This window comes from Bacillus sp. SH7-1 (assembly GCF_008042405.1).
Classification (GTDB): domain Bacteria; phylum Bacillota; class Bacilli; order Bacillales; family Bacillaceae_G; genus Bacillus_A; species Bacillus_A thuringiensis_N.
The window spans coordinates 217,510-235,912 of the sequence record NZ_QNUD01000009.1 but is presented as its reverse complement, the minus strand read 5'-3'; the positions used below and the strand labels follow the sequence as shown (position 1 = coordinate 235,912).

Below are 18,403 nucleotides of genomic sequence, written 5' to 3'. Positions count from 1 at the left end.
ATGAAGAGAAATATGACTAAATTTCATACCAATAAGGGAGCAGGGTATTTTATGATTTTATTCCTCCTGCTCTTTTTGCTGTTATTAGCCCGATTTTTTTACATACAAGCGACAGGAACAGTGCATAATCAGGATTTAGATACACTTGCTAAGCAAAAACATAGTAAAACAGGAGTTCTGGAAGCGAATCGTGGGACGATTTATGATCAAAATTCCCATGTGTTAGCGCAAGATGCAAACTCTTATAAACTTGTAGCGGAATTAAAAGGTGCGAAGCCTGTTGAGAATAAAGAGGATACTGCTAAGAAAATTGCGGGAGTACTCGGAACAGAAGAAGAGAAGATTTTAGCTACTTTAAATAAAGAGGGTAGAAGTCAAGTAGAGTTTGGGAAATTAGGTAAAGGCTTGACGAAAGAACAGAAAGAACAAATAGAAGCATTGAAATTACCAGGTATATCTTTTATTACTGAAAATGCAAGAGTGTATCCGAACGGTGATTTTGCATCTTATGTTGTAGGTCATGCGAGACCTGATGAAAAGGGAATCGCTGTAGGTCAATTTGGTTTAGAAAAGAGTTTGAATAAGTATTTAGGTGCTTCCAATGGAGAGGTAGCTTATACAGGCGATCGTAGAGGCGTATCTCTTGACGGTGGAAAAGTGAATGTGAAGGCACCTAAAAATGGAGATAATGTATATTTAACACTTGACCAGCGTATTCAAAGTTATTTAGAAGATGCAATGAAAGAAGCGAGTAAACATTATGAGCCAGAAAGCTTAATAGGAATTGTTGCGGATCCAAAAACAGGGAAAATATTAGCGATGTCTAGTAAGCCTAGTTATGATCCGAACCAAGAGAATAATAATTATTTTTATAATGACGCAATTGCGAATGCATTTGAACCTGGATCAACAATGAAAATTTTCACACTAGCGGCAGCTATTAATGAAGGTGTGTATAAGGGACAAGATTATTATCAGTCTGGTACATATCCAGTCGGGAATCGAAAAATAAAAGATCATAATGGCGGCGCTGGATGGGGATCTATTACTTTTGATGAAGGGGTAGAGAGATCTTCCAACGTAGCGTTTGCAATTTTAGGGGATCAAAAACTTGGTCCAGACCGTTTCCGAAAGTATATTCACGCTTTCGGATTAGATGAAAAAACGAATATTGATTTACCTGGTGAAGGTTCAAATACCATTGTATTCGATCAGCAAATACAGCAAGTAACAACAGCTTTTGGACAAGGTTCTACTGTAACACCAATTCAGCTTGTACAAGCTGCAACTGCTATAGCAAATGATGGGAAAATGATGAAACCTTATACAATTGATAAAATTGTAGATCCGATAACAGAGGAAGTAAAATTAGAACATAAACCAGAAGAAGTGGGAAAACCTGTTACAAAAGAGACAGCAGCGCAAGTAAGACAGTTATTAGAGCGTGTTGTTACATCACCGAAAGGAACAGGAACTGCTTATAAAGTCGATGGATATTCAGTTGGTGGTAAAACAGGGACAGCGCAAATTCCGGATGGAAAAGGTGGCTATATGACGGGAAGAGAGAATTATATATTCTCATTCTTAGGAATGGCACCTATGGACGATCCGCAACTTGTTGTGTATGTAGCTGTTAAAAAGCCGAAATTGAAAGATGATGAGAGCGGTGCACAACCTTTAGCTGATATTTTTAAATATGTAACGAAGAATAGTTTAGAGTATTTAAAGATTAAGCCTAATGAAGTGAAAGATCCGAAGAAATATGTGAAAGAGCAACAAACTGCTGTTCCAGATGTAACTGAAAAAACGATGGAAGAAGCGAAAAAAGCCATTGATAAAGCAAAACTTCGTCCAATCGTATTAGGTGAAGGGAAAGTACAGCAACAAGTACCGAAAGCGACAGAGCAAACATTGAAGGGTGACCGAGTCTTTTTGGTAGGAGATAAACCTACAATGCCAAATATACAAGGCTGGGCATTGCGTGATGTTATGAATTTAGCAAAAACATTAAAGCTTAACTTAAAACCTACTGGTACCGGATATGTAACCGAACAAAGTGTGGCAGAAGGAACATTGTTGCAACCTGGTACAGAGTTAGGTGTAACACTTGTACCGCCACTTGAACCACAACAAGAAGCAGAAAAACCGTAATGGTAAAAGGGAAGAAGTTCTAATTAAATAAGTACAAGCATATATTTGGAACAAGCTAGGCGTAAGGGAGGCTTGTTCCAATATGCGTGTATCAAATGTAACAGTTAGAAAACGACTTATTTTTATACTCATATCAGGTATACTTATTTTCACTATCATCGATATTCGTCTTGGATATGTGCAATTTTTTCTTGGCAATATGTTAACGGATCGTGCGAAGGATTCATGGAGTCGTAATATTACTTTTGAACCTGAACGTGGGAAAATTTTAGACCGAAATGGTGTGGAACTTGCCACGAATAAAAGTGCCCCAACTGTCTTTGTTGTACCGAGGCAAATTGAAAAACCAGCAGAGACTGCAGAGAAGTTAGCTGCAGTATTAGGTGTGGAAAAAGACGAGATTTATAAGAGGGTTACAAAAAAGGAATCAATTGTAAGATTAGATAAGGGTGGCAGGAAAATATCACATGATAAAGCGAAAGAGGTACGAGGATTAAGTTTGAAAGGTGTTTATATCGCAGAGGACTCTATCCGGTACTATCCATTTGGAAACTTTTTATCACACGTATTAGGGTTTGCAGGTAGTGATAACCAAGGTCTTATGGGACTAGAAAAATATTATGATAAAGAGCTAAATGGTGATGATGGTCATGTGCGTTTTTTTGCAGATGCAAAAGGACAAAGGATGCCTAATGTTGGCGATGATTTCAAAAAACCAGAAGCTGGTTTGAATTTAGGCTTAACAATTGATGCACGTATTAATAGAATTATGGAAAGAGAAATGAATATTGCAGAGTCGACATATAATCCAGATGGTATGATTGCAATCGCAATGAATCCGAAAAATGGTGAAATTTTAGGTATGTCGAGTCGGCCGAGCTTTGATCCAGCGGATTTTCAAAGTGTTTCTCCAGAAGTGTATAATAGAAATTTACCGGTATGGAGTACGTATGAACCTGGTTCAACATTTAAGATCATTACGTTAGCCGCAGCCTTGAATGAAAATTTAGTAGACTTAGAGAAAGATACGTTTTATGATGATGGAGCAGCTGAAGTTGGTGGAGCTAGATTGAAATGCTGGAAAGCGGGAGGCCATGGTAGCCAAACGTTTTTAGAAGTAGTTCAAAACTCTTGTAACCCGGGATTTATTGAACTGGGTGATCGTCTTGGTAAAGACCGATTGTTTAAATACATTCGTAATTTCGGTTTTGGGCAGAAAACCGGAATCGATTTGCAAGGTGAAGGTAGTGGGATTTTATTTAATTTAGATAAAGTCGGTCCAGTCGAACAAGCAACCACTTCATTCGGTCAAGGCGTTTCTGTAACACCAATTCAACAAGTAGCAGCAGTAGCAGCGGCTGTAAATGGTGGAACATTGTATCAACCGTATATAGCTAAAGAATTTATTGATCCGAAAAATAATCAAGTTGTAAGTAAAAAGACACCTGTGGAAAAAAGAAAAGTTATTTCCAAGGAAACTTCAGAAAAAGTTCGGTATGCATTAGAGAATGTTGTAGCAAAGGGATCTGGTAAAGGTGCTTTCATTGATGGGTATCGTGTAGGTGGGAAAACAGGTACGGCTCAAAAGGTGAAAGATGGTAAATATTTAGAGAATAATTATATAGTATCTTTTATCGGATTTGCTCCAGCAGATGATCCGGAGATTGTTGTCTATGTTGCTGTTGATAACCCGAAAGGTGTAACGCAATTTGGTGGAGTAGTAGCAGCTCCAATTGTTGGGAATATTCTTCGGGATGCACTTCCTGTTATGGGAGTGAAACCGAGAAAAGAACAAGTTGAGAGAGAATATAAATGGGGCGATATACCAACTGTGGAAGTTCCGAATTTAATTGGTATGAAAAAGAAAGACTTACAGACGCAACTCGTCGATTTGAAGCTTGATATAAGTGGAGATGGAGAGAAAGTCATTAAACAATCCCCAGAAGCAGGAGCTAAAGTGAAAGAAGGCTCAAAAATTAGAATTTACTTCGGTAATTAAAGGTAACCTAGTACGTTTTATGGTACAATTGGTGGAAGTGAGTTCTTTATAGAAGAGTTACTTAACTTGAGGCCGTAAGGGTTTCAGTTATAAATAGGTCTATTTATTAGACACAGTAGCACCTACCTCCTATTTCACATAATTAGGAGGTAGCGTGTTGCTTATTAAAAAAAGAGATAAATACACAATGTAGAGAGGGTTTAGTGAAATGAAGTTGCATACACTTGTATCATGTTTGCATGATTTTCCAGTTGTTCCAAAAGAAAATCCAGAAATCACATCTATAGAAGCTGATTCACGTAAAGTGAAAGAAGGAAGCTTATTTGTATGTATGAAAGGATATACGGTTGATAGCCATGATTTTGCTAAGCAAGCAGCGGCACAAGGAGCGGCTGCTATTGTTGCGGAAAGACCAATTGATGTTGACGTTCCAGTTGTACTTGTGAAAAATACTTTTCGTTCGTTAGCGGTTTTAGCTGATTATTTTTATGGTCAACCAACGCACAAGTTACATTTAATCGGAATTACAGGTACAAATGGAAAGACAACAACATCGCATATTATGGATGAGATTATGCGCGCACATGGTCATAAAACAGGGCTAATTGGAACGATTAATATGAAAATCGGTGATGAAACATTTGAGGTGAAAAATACAACGCCAGATGCACTAACACTTCAACAGACGTTTTCAAAAATGGTTGAACATGGTGTGGATAGCACAGTAATGGAAGTCTCATCGCATGCTTTAGATCTTGGTCGTGTACACGGATGTGATTACGATGTAGCAGTGTTTACAAATTTAACACAAGATCATTTAGACTATCATAAAACGATGGAAGAATATAAACATGCAAAAGGGTTGTTATTTGCACAACTTGGCAATAGTTATAATCATAATCGTGAAAAGTACGCGGTACTGAATAATGATGATGTTGTAACAGAGGAATATATGAGAAGTACTGCAGCAACTGTTGTAACGTATGGAATTGATACAACAAGTGATATTATGGCTAAAGATATCGTTATGACGAGTGGTGGAACTACGTTTACGCTTGTAACACCATATGAAAGTATAAATGTTACGATGAAATTGATTGGGAAATTTAATGTATATAACGTACTAGCGGCAACAGCAGCAGGACTTGTTTCCGGTGTAAGTTTAGAAACAGTTATTGATGTGATAAAGAACCTGGCTGGAGTTCCAGGACGTTTTGAAGTGGTTGATGGTGGACAAAATTATACAGTTATTGTTGATTATGCACATACGCCAGATAGCCTAGAAAATGTATTGAAAACAGCAAAACAGTTTGCAAAAGGTGACGTATATTGTATCGTCGGTTGTGGCGGTGATAGAGATCGAACGAAGAGACCAATCATGGCAAGTGTTGCAACAAAATATGCAACTCACGCAATTTACACTTCAGATAATCCAAGAAGTGAAGAGCCAGGGGCTATTTTAGATGATATGGTACAGGGTGCAAATGGGAATAATTATGAAGTAATTATTGATAGAAAAGAAGCGATATACCATGCAATTGCTAACGCGAAAGCTGAAGATATCATCATTATTGCTGGTAAGGGTCATGAAACGTATCAAATTATTGGTAAAGACGTTCATCATTTTGACGATCGTGAAGTCGCTAAAGAAGCAATTACAGAGCGTTTAAACAACGAAGAGTAACAACGTGAGAGGAGGACTGCATGTGCTTGAGCAAGGTTTATTAGTAACGGCTGGGGTAGCATTCTTAATTTCTGTTGCCCTTTCGCCATTGTTTATTCCGTTTTTAAGAAAATTAAAGTTCGGACAGAGTATTCGTGATGAGGGACCAAAGTCACATCAAAAAAAATCAGGGACACCGACAATGGGTGGTATTGTCATATACGTATCTATGATGGTAACTTCACTTATTATGGCGATTAAGTTTAATCGTTTAGGTGCAGAGGTTTCATTATTACTATTAGTGACGTTTGGTTATGGATTGATTGGATTTTTAGATGACTACATAAAGGTAGTTAAGAAGAGAAATCTTGGTTTAACATCGAAACAAAAATTAGTAGGTCAGCTTGTTATTGCAATTGCGTTCTTTTTAATTGGAAAAGGGCAAGCGTTCCACACATATATTATGATTCCGGGAACGGATGTTAAGTTTGAATTAGGTTGGGCGTATTTTGTACTTGTACTATTTATGCTTATTGGTGGATCAAATGCAGTTAACTTAACTGACGGTTTAGATGGTTTATTATCAGGAACAGCGGCTATTGCATTTGGAGCGTTTAGTATTATTGCTGTAGCACAAGAGCAATTTGGAGTAGCGATATTCTGTATGGCAGTTGTAGGAGCTGTACTTGGGTTTTTAGTATTCAATGCGAACCCAGCGAAAGTGTTTATGGGAGATACAGGTTCTTTAGCTTTAGGTGGAGCCATTGCAGCTGTAGCAATTTTATTAAAACAAGAATTGTTACTTGTAATTATTGGTGGCGTATTCGTAATGGAAACTTTATCCGTTATTATTCAGGTCATTTCGTTTAAAACAACAGGGAAACGTGTCTTTAAAATGAGTCCATTACACCATCATTATGAATTATGTGGTTGGTCAGAGTGGCGTGTTGTTGTGACGTTTTGGTCTGTAGGATTTTTATTAGCTGTGTTAGGAATTTATATCGGGGTGTGGATGTAATTGAAAACTGTAACTGAATTTCAAAATAAAAATATTCTTGTATTAGGCATTGCAAAAAGTGGTTATGCAGCAGCTACGTTGTTACAAAAATTAGGGGCAAATGTTATTGTAAATGACGGAAAACCTTTAGCGGGAAATGTACTTGCTGCAGAATTACAAGCAAAAGGAATGGACGTTGTATGCGGTGGTCATCCTTTAGAGTTATTAGAGAGAAATATTTCTCTTGTAGTAAAAAATCCAGGAATCCCGTATTCTAATCCAATATTAGTTGCTGCGAAAGAAAAGCAAATTCCAATTGTTACGGAAGTTGAATTAGCATATCGTATCGCAGAAGCGCCATTTGTTGGGATTACGGGATCTAACGGTAAAACGACGACGACAATGCTTACATTTGAAATGCTAAAAGAAGGACAAAAGCATCCTGTAATTGCAGGGAACATTGGAACTGTAGCGTGTGAAGTAGCACAGGATGCAAAAGAAAATGAAGTTGTAGTTACAGAACTTTCATCGTTCCAACTGATGGGAGTAGAATTGTTCCAACCTAAAATTGCTGCGTTTTTAAATTTATTTGAGGCTCACTTAGATTATCATGGGACGAAGAAGGAATATGGTTTAGCAAAAGCAAATATTTTTAAAAACCAAACAGAAAATGATTATAGTGTAATAAATGCAGATGATGCAGATGTGATGGCTCTATCTGCTTATAGTAAAGGTCAAAAAGTACTATTCTCGACAACGAAAGAAATTAAAGATGGTGCGTGTATAAAAGATAATGCTCTTTATTTTAAAGGTGAAAAAGTTGTTGAAGTAGGCGATATCGTTTTACCTGGTCAGCATAATTTAGAAAATATTTTAGCAGCGATGAGTATCGCAAAATTATTGGGTGTTTCTAATGAAGCGATTACGGCGGTGTTAAAACGTTTTACAGGTGTAAAACATCGTTTAGAATATGTAACAACTCTTAACAACCGTAAGTTTTATAATGACTCAAAAGCAACGAATATGTTAGCGACTGAGAAAGCTTTATCTGCGTTTACACAACCGATTGTGTTATTAGCAGGTGGGCTTGATCGTGGAAATGAATTCAATGATTTAATTCCGTATTTCAAAAATGTAAAAGCAATTGTAACATTTGGACAAACAGCTCCAAAATTAGTAAGAGCTGCAGAAAAAGCGGGATTAGATACAATTGAAAGTGTCGATACTTTAGATGAAGCGGTAGTGAAAGCTTATGCTCATTCTACAGATGGGGATGTAATTCTTCTTTCTCCAGCATGTGCAAGCTGGGATCAATTTAAAACATTTGAAGAAAGAGGAGACATTTTTATACAAGCTGTGCATAAACTTATATAAAGTAAATCAAAACATCAGTAGGCTAACACCTACTGATGTTTTGTTACATAGGGCAAAAGTTTCTGCCTAAAGAGGTGGTGTTTATGGGTAATGAAGAAAACGCCTGATTTTATTCTCATCATCGTTACACTTGCGTTGTTAACAATCGGAATGATTATGGTGTATAGTGCGAGTGCAGTTTGGGCCTCTTATAAAATGGGGGACTCATTCTTTTTTGCAAAAAGGCAATTGTTATTTGCAAGTCTTGGTGTAATGGCTATGTTTTTTATCATGAAAATTGATTATTGGGTGTGGCGTACGTATTCAAAAGTAATTTTGCTAGTTTGCTTCATTCTTCTTATTCTTGTTCTTATTCCGGGGGTAGGACTTGTCCGAGGAGGAGCGCGAAGTTGGATTGGAATCGGGGCATTTTCCATTCAACCGTCAGAATTTATGAAGTTTGCGATGATTATTTTCTTAGCAAAATTTTTAGCGGAACGACAAAAATTAATTACTTCTTTTAAACGTGGTTTACTACCAGCTCTTGGCTTTGTATTTCTTGCTTTTGGGATGATTATGTTACAGCCAGATCTTGGCACAGGAACGGTAATGGTTGGGACATGTATCATTATGATATTTATCTCGGGAGCGAGGGTCTTTCACTTTGCAATGTTTGGTTTGCTGGGTATAGCAGGATTTGTAGGGTTAATTGCATCAGCACCGTATCGAATGAAACGTATTACATCATATTTAGATCCGTGGTCAGATCCGCTTGGAAGTGGATTTCAAATTATTCAATCGTTACTCGCAATTGGACCTGGTGGATTATTCGGGCTCGGACTTGGACAAAGTAGACAAAAGTTTCTTTATTTACCTGAACCACAAACAGACTTTATATTTGCAATCTTATCCGAGGAATTAGGTTTTATTGGTGGTTCATTTGTGTTATTATTATTTAGTCTATTATTATGGCGTGGGATTCGTATAGCTTTAGGAGCGCCAGATTTATATGGTACGTTTTTAGCAGTAGGTATTGTGGCGATGATTGCGATTCAAGTAATGATTAATGTGGGTGTTGTAACAGGATTGATGCCTGTTACGGGTATTACTTTGCCGTTTTTAAGTTATGGTGGATCGAGTTTGACATTAATGTTAATGGCAGTAGGTGTATTATTAAATATAAGTCGCCATTCTCGCTACTAAACCCTGTTTTATAAGACAGGGTTTTTCGTATGTGCGCGAAGAAACATTATGTATATAGAAATAAATACGACTGAAATAAGAAAAGAGAAGCGGAGGAGTTAGTAGTGCGAGTATTAGTAAGTGGTGGGGGCACTGGAGGTCATATTTATCCGGCTCTTGCTTTAATAAGAGAAATAAAAAAGTTAAATCCGGAAGCAAGGTTTTTATATATTGGTACGGAGAATGGATTAGAGAGCACAATCGTTCCAAAAGCAGGTATACCGTTTCAATCGATTGTTATAAGTGGATTTAAGCGCAAAATATCGTTAGATAACGTGAAAACGGTGATGCGTTTTCTAAAGGGTGTACAAGATAGTAAACGATATATTCGTCGTTTTAATCCGGATATTGTGATTGGAACGGGTGGATATGTATGTGGACCAGTTGTATATGCTGCGGCGAAATTAGGTATTCCAACTATTGTACATGAACAAAATAGTGTACCTGGTGTAACGAATAAATTTTTAAGTCGCTATGTTGATAAAGTTGCGGTTTGTTTTGAAGCGGCTGCAGAACATTTTCCACAGTCAAAAGTTGTCATGACAGGAAATCCACGAGCATCAGAAGTAATGGATCAGAATGGAATGAAAGGAAAACGTTCAGTAGGTTTATCTCTTCCTAAAAAATCCGTACTTATTTTTGGTGGAAGCCGTGGGGCTAGACCGATTAACGATGCTTTCGTAGAAGCAATTGAACAGTTCGGAAATAAAAGTTACGAAATATTGTATGTAACAGGTGAAGTTCATTATGACAAAGTAATGGAAGCAGTGAAGCAAAAAGGGAATCCGAATAATGTTATTATTAAACCTTTCATTCATAATATGCCAGAGGTACTTACGGGGGTAGATCTTGTTGTTTCAAGAGCGGGGGCAACAACACTTGCAGAATTAACCGCATTAGGAAAGCCAAGTGTGTTAATTCCGAGTCCTTACGTAACAAATAACCATCAGGAAAAAAATGCACGTTCTGTTGTCGATAAAGGAGCAGCAAAAATGTTGCTTGAAAAAGATTTAACAGCTGAAACGCTTATTCGTGATATTGATGAGATTTTATTAGATGCACAAACATTACAAAATATGAAGCTAGCTGCTACACAATTAGGTATTCCAGATGCAGCAAATAAGCTGTATGAAGTAATGAATAAGCTTGTAAAAAAATAACGTTAGGTGAACGCCCTGCATACTACTGTAATAAGGATACTTAGTATGGGGGAGATTGTTTATGGAGCAATTAGTAAATGAGCTTATAGAAGCAAATGTTGGTCGCGTATTAGTGAATGAACCGTTAGCGCGTTATACCACTATGAAAATAGGTGGACCAGCTGATATTTTAATTGTGCCAAAGCATATTGCCGGTATTGAAAAAACTTTGCAGTTAGTAAAAAAATATAAAACAAAGTGGACTGTAATTGGTCGCGGTTCGAACCTTCTTGTATCTGATCTAGGTATAGAAGGTGTCGTTATTCGTTTAGGAGAAGGATTAGACCATTTAGAAGTCGAAAAACATAGAGTAAGAGTTGGTGGTGGATACCCCCTTATTAAATTGTCAACTTTACTTAGTCGTCAAGGGTTAGCCGGTCTGGAATTTGCAAGTGGTATTCCAGGAAGTGTTGGTGGTGCAGTGTATATGAATGCAGGAGCACATAAATCGGATATAGCACACATATTATCAAAAGCTCTTATTTTGTTTGAAAACGGAACAATTGACTGGTTAACGCATGGAGAAATGGAGTTTTCCTATCGTACATCTATATTACAAACGAAACGTCCTGGTATTGTTTTGGAAGCTGAGTTTCAATTACAGTTAGGAGAGCGTGAGGGAATCGTAAGTGTCATGCAAAAGAATAAAGATTATCGCCGTGAAACACAGCCATGGAATCATCCTTGTGCAGGAAGTGTATTTCGGAATCCAATTCCATACTATGCAGGAGATTTAATAGAAAAGGCTGGGCTTCGTGGCTATCAAATAGGTGGAGCTCAAATTTCTGAAATGCATGGGAATTTTATTATTAATACTGGGGGAGCCAGCGCGCAAGATGTCTTATCTTTAATTGCATTAATAAAACAAACAATCAAGGATAAATTTAGCGTAGAAATGCATACAGAAGTAGAAATCATTGGAAGATAACGGTTATTCGTTCCGCTCATTATCATTTATGTTATAATAAGAAGATAAGAACGGCATGAGGAACATGCCGTTCTTTATGTTACGTAGGGGGATCGTACATGAAAAATAGTAAAGTGATTAAACTACAGGATCGTGTACCAAAGTTAAAAAATCAGCAGAAAAAAAACAAAAAAAATGTTAATCATCGGTTGATTTTATACATATCAATTTTATTTTTATTAGTGCTCTTTTTAATTTATTTTCGGTCTCCGCTTAGCAATATTAAAAAGATAAGTGTGTTTGGAAATCATTATATGACAGATGAGCAAGTGATGAAGGAATCAGGTGTGACGTATGATACAAGTTATTTCCGAGTGACAGCACATAAAGCAGAAGAAAACCTAACGAAACGAAAAGAAATTAAAGCGGTAAATGTAAAAAAACGTTTTCCAAATAAAATTGATGTTCATATTGAAGAATATTTAACGATTGGTTATATAAACAAAGATGGGAAATTACAACCGCTATTAGAGAACGGGAAAACACTTGATGTCCTCCCGAACGGAAAACTTCCTGTTGCAGCGCCAATTTTTGAACCTTTTAAAGAGGAGAAAATGAAGGAGTTAATTGCTGAGCTTGAAAAATTAACACCAACTATTTTAAGGTCTATTTCTGAAATTCGTTATTCACCGACGAATGCGAATGAAGACCATCTTACTTTATATATGAATGAAGGGTACGAGGTGAGCACTACGATACAAAATTTCGCAAAGCGTATGGAAGCTTATCCACTTATCTTAAAAACAATTGAGCCGGGTAAAAAGGTATTAATTGACTTAGAAGTAGGGGCATATACGAAAGAATTAGGAGCGGAAGAAAAAAAAGAATAGAGTGATAGTTTTCACTACATTACTGTAGAAAAAACGAAACGAATGTTCTTCTTAATGCATCTGAATTTACAAGAATGGTTCATTTGATGAAAAAGATGTAAAAATTCTTAGATTCATACTAGGATTGGTACAAGTTTCACTTTTCTATGAGTACATCTTAGTGTAGACTTATACTTGGCGGTAATCTTTACACTTGAAATGGAATTATTTCAAGATAAGCAGTTATTCACAGTTTACTGCGATATTCTTAAATGAATGTTAAATAAAAATAAGAAAAATATAGGGTTAAAAAAGGGAAACGTATAAAGACGTTGAATATTTTTCTTATAAATAGTAAAGTTGCGATTGTTGTTCCATATATTGAGTTGTATGGTATAAATAAAGAAGGAGGTGCCAAAGAATGAACAGCAATGAAATATATGTTAGTCTTGACATCGGTACATCCAATGTTAAAGTCATCATTGGCGAAATGGTTAATGACAGCTTAAACATTATTGGTGTTGGAAATGTAAAATCAAATGGTTTAAAGAAGGGATCGATAGTTGATATAGATGAGACTGTTCGATCAATTAAAAAAGCAATTGAACAAGCTGAGCGCATGGTGGGAATCCACATTGAGCAAGTTGTAGTAGGTGTCAATGCAAACCAGGTACAACTACTTCCTTGTCACGGAGTAGTCGCTGTTTCAAATGAAGATCGTGAAATCGGGAATGAAGATGTCTTACGCGTTCTAGATGCAGCACAAGTTGTGTCAATTGCTCCAGAACGTGAGTTTATTGATGTGGTACCTCGACAGTTCATTGTAGACGGTCTTGACGAGATTAACGATCCACGCGGGATGATCGGTGTAAGATTAGAAATGGAAGGTACACTTATTACAGGCTCGAGAACTTTACTACATAACCTACTTCGTTGTGTAGAAAAAGCAGGTCTTGAAATTGTTGATATTTGTCTTCAACCTTTAGCGGCTGCAACAGTTGCTATATCTTCAGATGAAAAAAATAGAGGAGTAGCCCTTGTTGATATGGGGGGAGGATCTACAACTTTATCTATTTTTAAAGATGGAGAGTTACAAGCGACGAGCGTATTACCATTAGGTGGAGACCATATAACGAAGGATATTGCGATTGGGTTGAAAACTTCAACAGAAAATGCAGATCAAATTAAGTTGAAATATGGACATGCTTTTTATGATACAGCATCTGAAGAAGAGATGTTTACGGTTCCTATTATGGGAAGCGATCAAACAGAACAATATTCTCAGTTGGAATTATCGGATATAATAGAGGCTCGTGTAGAGGAAATTTTAATGTTTGTTCAAGATGAAGTGCGTAAGTTAGGAGTAAAGCAAGTAGCTTCTGGTTATGTGCTAACTGGTGGAATTGCTTCTATGCCAGGTGTCCTTGATCTTGCATATGATATTTTACATGAAAATGTTCGTATAGCAACTCCTGATTATATTGGTGTGCGTGAGCCCCAATATACAAGTGGAGTGGGATTAATTAAACATTCTTATCAAAAAGCTAAATTACGTGGGAAAAATGTGCAGGAAAAGCAAGAGCATTTTGAACCAGTACCAGCACCAGCACCAACGCCGGTACAACAGCAACCTGCGAAACAAAAAACTCGTAATCAAAACAATAATAATCAAAATGATGACCGTATGATGTCAAAAGTAAAACGTGTATTCCGTTATTTATGGGATTAAAATTGGACACGAAAAATGAGGTTCTAGGGGGATTTCGACATGTTAGAGTTTGATACTACTCAAGATCAATTAGCGAATATAAAAGTTATCGGTGTCGGCGGTGGCGGAAACAATGCTGTAAACCGTATGATTGAACACGGTGTACAAGGCGTAGACTTTATCGCTGTGAATACTGATGCACAAGCATTAAATCTATCAAAAGCTGAAACAAAGATGCAAATTGGTGGAAAATTAACACGTGGACTTGGTGCAGGTGCAAACCCTGAAGTAGGGAAAAAAGCTGCAGAAGAAAGTAAAGAACAGATCCAAGAAGCACTTCGTGGTGCAGATATGGTCTTCGTAACTGCTGGTATGGGCGGCGGAACTGGAACTGGTGCAGCTCCAGTTGTTGCTCAAGTTGCAAAAGAATTAGGTGCATTAACAGTTGGTGTTGTAACACGTCCATTTACATTTGAAGGACGCAAGCGTGCAACACAAGCAGCATCTGGTATTGCGGCATTTAAAGAAAATGTAGATACACTTATTGTAATTCCAAACGATCGCTTATTAGAGATTGTTGATAAAAATACGCCGATGTTAGAAGCGTTCCGTGAAGCAGATAACGTATTACGTCAAGGTGTTCAAGGTATTTCTGATTTAATTGCAACACCAGGTTTAATTAACTTAGACTTCGCAGACGTAAAGACAATTATGTCTAATAGAGGTTCTGCTTTAATGGGTATTGGTTCTGGTAATGGAGAAAATCGTGCTGCTGAAGCTGCGAAAAAAGCGATTTCTAGTCCATTATTAGAAACATCTATTGATGGAGCTCAAGGTGTTATCATGAATATTACGGGTGGAGCTAACTTAAGCTTATATGAAGTACAAGAAGCGGCAGACATTGTAGCTTCAGCTTCAGATCCAGAAGTAAATATGATCTTCGGTTCGGTTATTAATGAAGGATTAAAAGATGATATCGTTGTAACTGTAATTGCAACTGGTTTTGATGATAGCATTGCAACTCAACCACCAAAACCAATTATCCGTCCGAATGTGAATCACACGCAACAACAGCAACAGCCAGTAGCTCAACCTTCAAAACAACGTGAAGTAAAACGTGAAATGAAGCGTGAAGAGCCGGTTGTACATGAACGTCATTCAGATTCAGATGATATCGATATTCCAGCATTTTTACGTAATCGTCGTAGACGATAAAAGAAAAGGAGCTTTTATGCTCCTTTTTTGTTTTATATAGGGAAAAGATCTGGTAAGCAGGTCTTTTTTATTTTGTATATTTTAATTTACCTCGCATTAATTACCTATAAAATTCCAGTTTATATGAGCTAAAAGAAACCAATCCTACTGATTAAAATTCCGTTTTATAGCTGTAGTAAAGGATTTTTAACTTTCTTTACATATAGTTCAATGGATTTGCCAGTTAAAAATAAAAGTATATCATTCTATGAAACTATACTTTTATTTTTTACCGACAGATTATGTCTAGAAATCACAAAATAACAAAAAAACACCTCCGCAAATTGACACACTTTCCTATTGGATATGCATTATACTAGTCTCAACTTAAATAAAGAGGTGAATTGTTTGGTTGTTTACGCCGACGTTGTTTGGTTGTTAAACGCCTGCATTGATTTTCTTTTACTTTTATTAACAGCCACCGTGTTAAAAAAGAAGATCAAAAGATGGAGGCTTGTGTTAGGGGCATTTATAGGTTCAACCATTGTTATTTTTGCCTTTACTCCTTTCGCTTCTATGATGACACATCCAATTATGAAACTACTGTACTCGTTACTTATTGTGTATACAGCATTTGGGTTTACAACGTTTAGAAATTATACACAAACTGTTTTTACTTTTTACTTTGTCACCTTTATGGTTGGCGGAGGGTTAATTGGCACTCATTTCTTTTTGCAAACGAATGAAATGGTAAGTGGATTGGTCCAATCTCAATCAATTTCTTACGGTGACCCAATTAGCTGGTTGTTTGTTGTTTTTGGTTTTCCAGTAATTTATTATTTTTCTAAAAAGCGTATTGAAAGCGTAGAGGTTACAAAAATACACTATGATCAAATTGTGAAATTGAAAATTCAATTAGCTGAAGAGGAACTAGAACTCGCAGGTTTAATTGATAGTGGGAACCAACTTTACGACCCGTTAACAAAAACACCCGTTATGATTATGCATATTTCATCATTAGAACATTGCTTACCAGCTTGGTTAACAGAACAAATTTATTCCAAAACAGAGATTCCTCAAATACCAGAAAATGATTCTGGGTGGGCGACAAAATTACGCTTAATTCCTTTCCGAGCAGTAGGAGTAGAGAATCAATTTTTATGGGCAATTAAGCCAGACAGTGTGCAAATTTATCATGAAGGTAGTTCTATTGCCGTGGACAAAGTATTGATTGGATTAAATACACAACAGTTGTCAACCAATGGAGAGTATCAATGTATTGTGCATCCGAAAATGTTAATTTCGCAAAAAATGGTAATTGCTTAATAATGGGAGGCGGGATAATATGATGAAATTAAAATTTTATTTAGTATATCTTTGGTATAAAGTATTGTTGAAATTAGGAATTAAGACCGATGAAATTTATTATATTGGTGGAAGTGAAGCATTGCCACCGCCGTTAACGAAAGAAGAAGAGGAAGTTCTTTTGAATAAATTGCCAAAAGGCGATCAGGCAGCAAGATCATTACTAATTGAACGCAACTTACGGCTAGTTGTATATATAGCAAGAAAGTTTGAAAATACAGGGATAAATATTGAAGATTTAATTAGTATAGGAACAATCGGTCTTATTAAAGCAGTCAATACATTTAATCCAGAAAAGAAAATAAAATTAGCAACATATGCCTCGCGTTGTATAGAAAATGAAATTTTAATGCATTTGCGCCGAAATAACAAAAATCGTTCAGAAGTTTCTTTTGATGAACCGCTTAACATCGATTGGGATGGGAATGAACTTTTGTTATCTGATGTATTAGGTACAGACGATGATATTATTACAAAAGATTTAGAAGCTACTGTGGATCGTCATCTTCTAATGAAAGCATTACATCAATTAAATGATCGTGAAAAACAAATTATGGAACTTCGGTTTGGGCTTGCTGGAGGAGAGGAAAAGACGCAAAAAGATGTGGCGGATATGCTTGGGATTTCACAGTCATACATTTCGCGTTTAGAAAAAAGAATCATAAAAAGATTACGAAAAGAATTTAATAAAATGGTGTAAGAATAAGACCAGCCGTTATCTAGGCTGGTCTTATTCTCTTTAGTTGTATGAGGAGAGACAACTAAAATGAAAAATGAAGAGAAAACCGCATGCATAAAATCCCCTTCAAAGGAAATACTTTACACTGTACAGCAACTCCCGATAGGAGGGAACACTTTGACGAGAAACAAAGTAGAAATTTGCGGTGTTGATACAGCTAAACTTCCCGTACTAAAAAATGATGAAATGCGTAAATTATTTCGTGAAATGCAAAGTGGAGAGATAAGCGCAAGAGAGAAATTAGTGAATGGAAACTTACGTCTTGTACTGAGCGTCATCCAAAGATTTAATAACAGAGGAGAATATGTTGACGATTTATTTCAAGTTGGTTGCATTGGACTTATGAAATCCATTGATAACTTTGATTTAGGCCAAAATGTAAAATTTTCAACGTATGCTGTGCCGATGATTATTGGGGAAATACGCAGATATTTGCGTGATAACAATCCAATTCGCGTATCTCGCTCATTACGAGATATTGCGTATAAAGCGTTACAAGTAAGAGAAAAGTTGATTGCAGAAAATTCAAAAGAACCAACAGCGATGGATATTGCAAAAGTACTTGAAGTGACTCATGAAGAAATTGTTTTTGCTTTAGATGCGATTCAAGATCCAGTTTCATTATTTGAGCCGATTTATAACGATGGAGGAGATCCCATCTTTGTTATGGATCAGTTAAGTGATGAAAAACAAAAGGACGAGCAGTGGGTTGAAGAGCTAGCACTGAAAGAAGGGATGAAGCGTTTAAATGATCGTGAGAAAATGATTATTAGAAAACGTTTCTTTCAAGGCAAAACACAAATGGAAGTTGCAGAAGAAATTGGGATTTCTCAAGCGCAAGTGTCACGTTTAGAGAAATCAGCTATTAAACAAATGAATAAGACGATTCAAGGATAAGGTTTCACCATTTATGGTGAGACCTTTTTATATGTAATATAGTTTGTTTGCACTCATAGTAGGGTAGCTGTGTTCATATAATGAAAATAGTATGGAATTAGTAAAGGGTGCTTCCTGTTA

At 36.6% G+C, this 18,403-nt stretch carries 14 protein-coding genes; all 14 read left to right on the top strand.

What is annotated here, in order from left to right; translation table 11 throughout:
* Positions 1 to 2,151 (top strand): penicillin-binding protein, encoded by a 2,151-nt coding sequence (locus DN390_RS10105; protein ID WP_098264579.1) that lies wholly within the window; start codon positions 1 to 3, stop codon positions 2,149 to 2,151.
* Positions 2,152 to 2,233: 82 nt separating this feature from the next.
* A complete protein-coding gene (locus DN390_RS10100) occupies positions 2,234 to 4,150 on the top strand; it encodes a stage V sporulation protein D (RefSeq protein ID WP_097950728.1) in 1,917 nt (638 codons plus the stop codon).
* 208 nt (positions 4,151 to 4,358) lie between these two features.
* Positions 4,359 to 5,834, top strand: coding sequence for a UDP-N-acetylmuramoyl-L-alanyl-D-glutamate--2,6-diaminopimelate ligase (murE, locus tag DN390_RS10095; RefSeq protein ID WP_060632040.1), 1,476 nt, complete (start codon positions 4,359 to 4,361; stop codon positions 5,832 to 5,834).
* A gap of 22 nt (positions 5,835 to 5,856) precedes the next feature.
* The gene (gene mraY, locus DN390_RS10090) at positions 5,857 to 6,831 is read left to right on the top strand and encodes a phospho-N-acetylmuramoyl-pentapeptide-transferase (protein ID WP_000893059.1); all 975 of its coding nucleotides are present in this window, start codon (positions 5,857 to 5,859) and stop codon (positions 6,829 to 6,831) included.
* The gene (gene murD / locus DN390_RS10085; protein WP_147807287.1) at positions 6,832 to 8,184 is read left to right on the top strand and encodes a UDP-N-acetylmuramoyl-L-alanine--D-glutamate ligase; all 1,353 of its coding nucleotides are present in this window, start codon (positions 6,832 to 6,834) and stop codon (positions 8,182 to 8,184) included.
* A gap of 90 nt (positions 8,185 to 8,274) precedes the next feature.
* On the top strand, positions 8,275 to 9,366 hold the full coding sequence (gene spoVE / locus DN390_RS10080) for a stage V sporulation protein E (protein ID WP_060632038.1): 1,092 nt from the start codon (positions 8,275 to 8,277) through the stop codon (positions 9,364 to 9,366).
* 104 nt (positions 9,367 to 9,470) lie between these two features.
* Positions 9,471 to 10,565, top strand: a complete 1,095-nt coding sequence (murG, locus tag DN390_RS10075; protein ID WP_016086554.1) for an undecaprenyldiphospho-muramoylpentapeptide beta-N-acetylglucosaminyltransferase — start codon at positions 9,471 to 9,473, stop codon at positions 10,563 to 10,565.
* Positions 10,566 to 10,626: 61 nt separating this feature from the next.
* Complete coding sequence (gene murB, locus DN390_RS10070) at positions 10,627 to 11,532, top strand: UDP-N-acetylmuramate dehydrogenase (protein ID WP_060632037.1); 906 nt, start codon at positions 10,627 to 10,629, stop codon at positions 11,530 to 11,532.
* 98 nt (positions 11,533 to 11,630) lie between these two features.
* Positions 11,631 to 12,401 (top strand): cell division protein DivIB, encoded by a 771-nt coding sequence (gene divIB, locus DN390_RS10065; protein ID WP_000798232.1) that lies wholly within the window; start codon positions 11,631 to 11,633, stop codon positions 12,399 to 12,401.
* Positions 12,402 to 12,801: 400 nt separating this feature from the next.
* Positions 12,802 to 14,109 carry a cell division protein FtsA gene (gene ftsA, locus DN390_RS10060; protein ID WP_001087553.1) on the top strand — a complete coding sequence of 436 codons (1,308 nt, stop codon included), beginning with the start codon at positions 12,802 to 12,804 and terminating at the stop codon, positions 14,107 to 14,109.
* 39 nt (positions 14,110 to 14,148) lie between these two features.
* Positions 14,149 to 15,303 carry a cell division protein FtsZ gene (gene ftsZ, locus DN390_RS10055; RefSeq protein WP_047956547.1) on the top strand — a complete coding sequence of 385 codons (1,155 nt, stop codon included), beginning with the start codon at positions 14,149 to 14,151 and terminating at the stop codon, positions 15,301 to 15,303.
* A gap of 387 nt (positions 15,304 to 15,690) precedes the next feature.
* Positions 15,691 to 16,608 carry a sigma-E processing peptidase SpoIIGA gene (gene spoIIGA, locus DN390_RS10050; protein WP_147807286.1) on the top strand — a complete coding sequence of 306 codons (918 nt, stop codon included), beginning with the start codon at positions 15,691 to 15,693 and terminating at the stop codon, positions 16,606 to 16,608.
* Between the two features lie 19 nt (positions 16,609 to 16,627).
* Positions 16,628 to 17,347, top strand: coding sequence for an RNA polymerase sporulation sigma factor SigE (gene sigE, locus DN390_RS10045; RefSeq protein ID WP_000976948.1), 720 nt, complete (start codon positions 16,628 to 16,630; stop codon positions 17,345 to 17,347).
* A 156-nt stretch (positions 17,348 to 17,503) separates the two neighbouring features.
* Positions 17,504 to 18,283, top strand: a complete 780-nt coding sequence (gene sigG, locus DN390_RS10040) for an RNA polymerase sporulation sigma factor SigG (RefSeq protein WP_000197753.1) — start codon at positions 17,504 to 17,506, stop codon at positions 18,281 to 18,283.
* The last annotated feature ends 120 nt before the right edge of the window (positions 18,284 to 18,403 follow it).

Excerpts from the sequence above, each read along its gene's own strand:
- DN390_RS10105 (WP_098264579.1), top strand. The coding sequence starts at position 1 with ATGAAGAGAAATATGACTAAATTTCATACCAATAAGGGAGCAGGGTAT.
- DN390_RS10100 (WP_097950728.1), top strand. The coding sequence starts at position 2,234 with ATGCGTGTATCAAATGTAACAGTTAGAAAACGACTTATTTTTATACTC.
- murE (WP_060632040.1), top strand. The coding sequence starts at position 4,359 with ATGAAGTTGCATACACTTGTATCATGTTTGCATGATTTTCCAGTTGTT.
- spoVE (WP_060632038.1), top strand. The coding sequence starts at position 8,275 with ATGAAGAAAACGCCTGATTTTATTCTCATCATCGTTACACTTGCGTTG.
- murB (WP_060632037.1), top strand. The coding sequence starts at position 10,627 with ATGGAGCAATTAGTAAATGAGCTTATAGAAGCAAATGTTGGTCGCGTA.
- divIB (WP_000798232.1), top strand. The coding sequence starts at position 11,631 with ATGAAAAATAGTAAAGTGATTAAACTACAGGATCGTGTACCAAAGTTA.
- ftsA (WP_001087553.1), top strand. The coding sequence starts at position 12,802 with ATGAACAGCAATGAAATATATGTTAGTCTTGACATCGGTACATCCAAT.
- ftsZ (WP_047956547.1), top strand. The coding sequence starts at position 14,149 with ATGTTAGAGTTTGATACTACTCAAGATCAATTAGCGAATATAAAAGTT.
- sigE (WP_000976948.1), top strand. The coding sequence starts at position 16,628 with ATGATGAAATTAAAATTTTATTTAGTATATCTTTGGTATAAAGTATTG.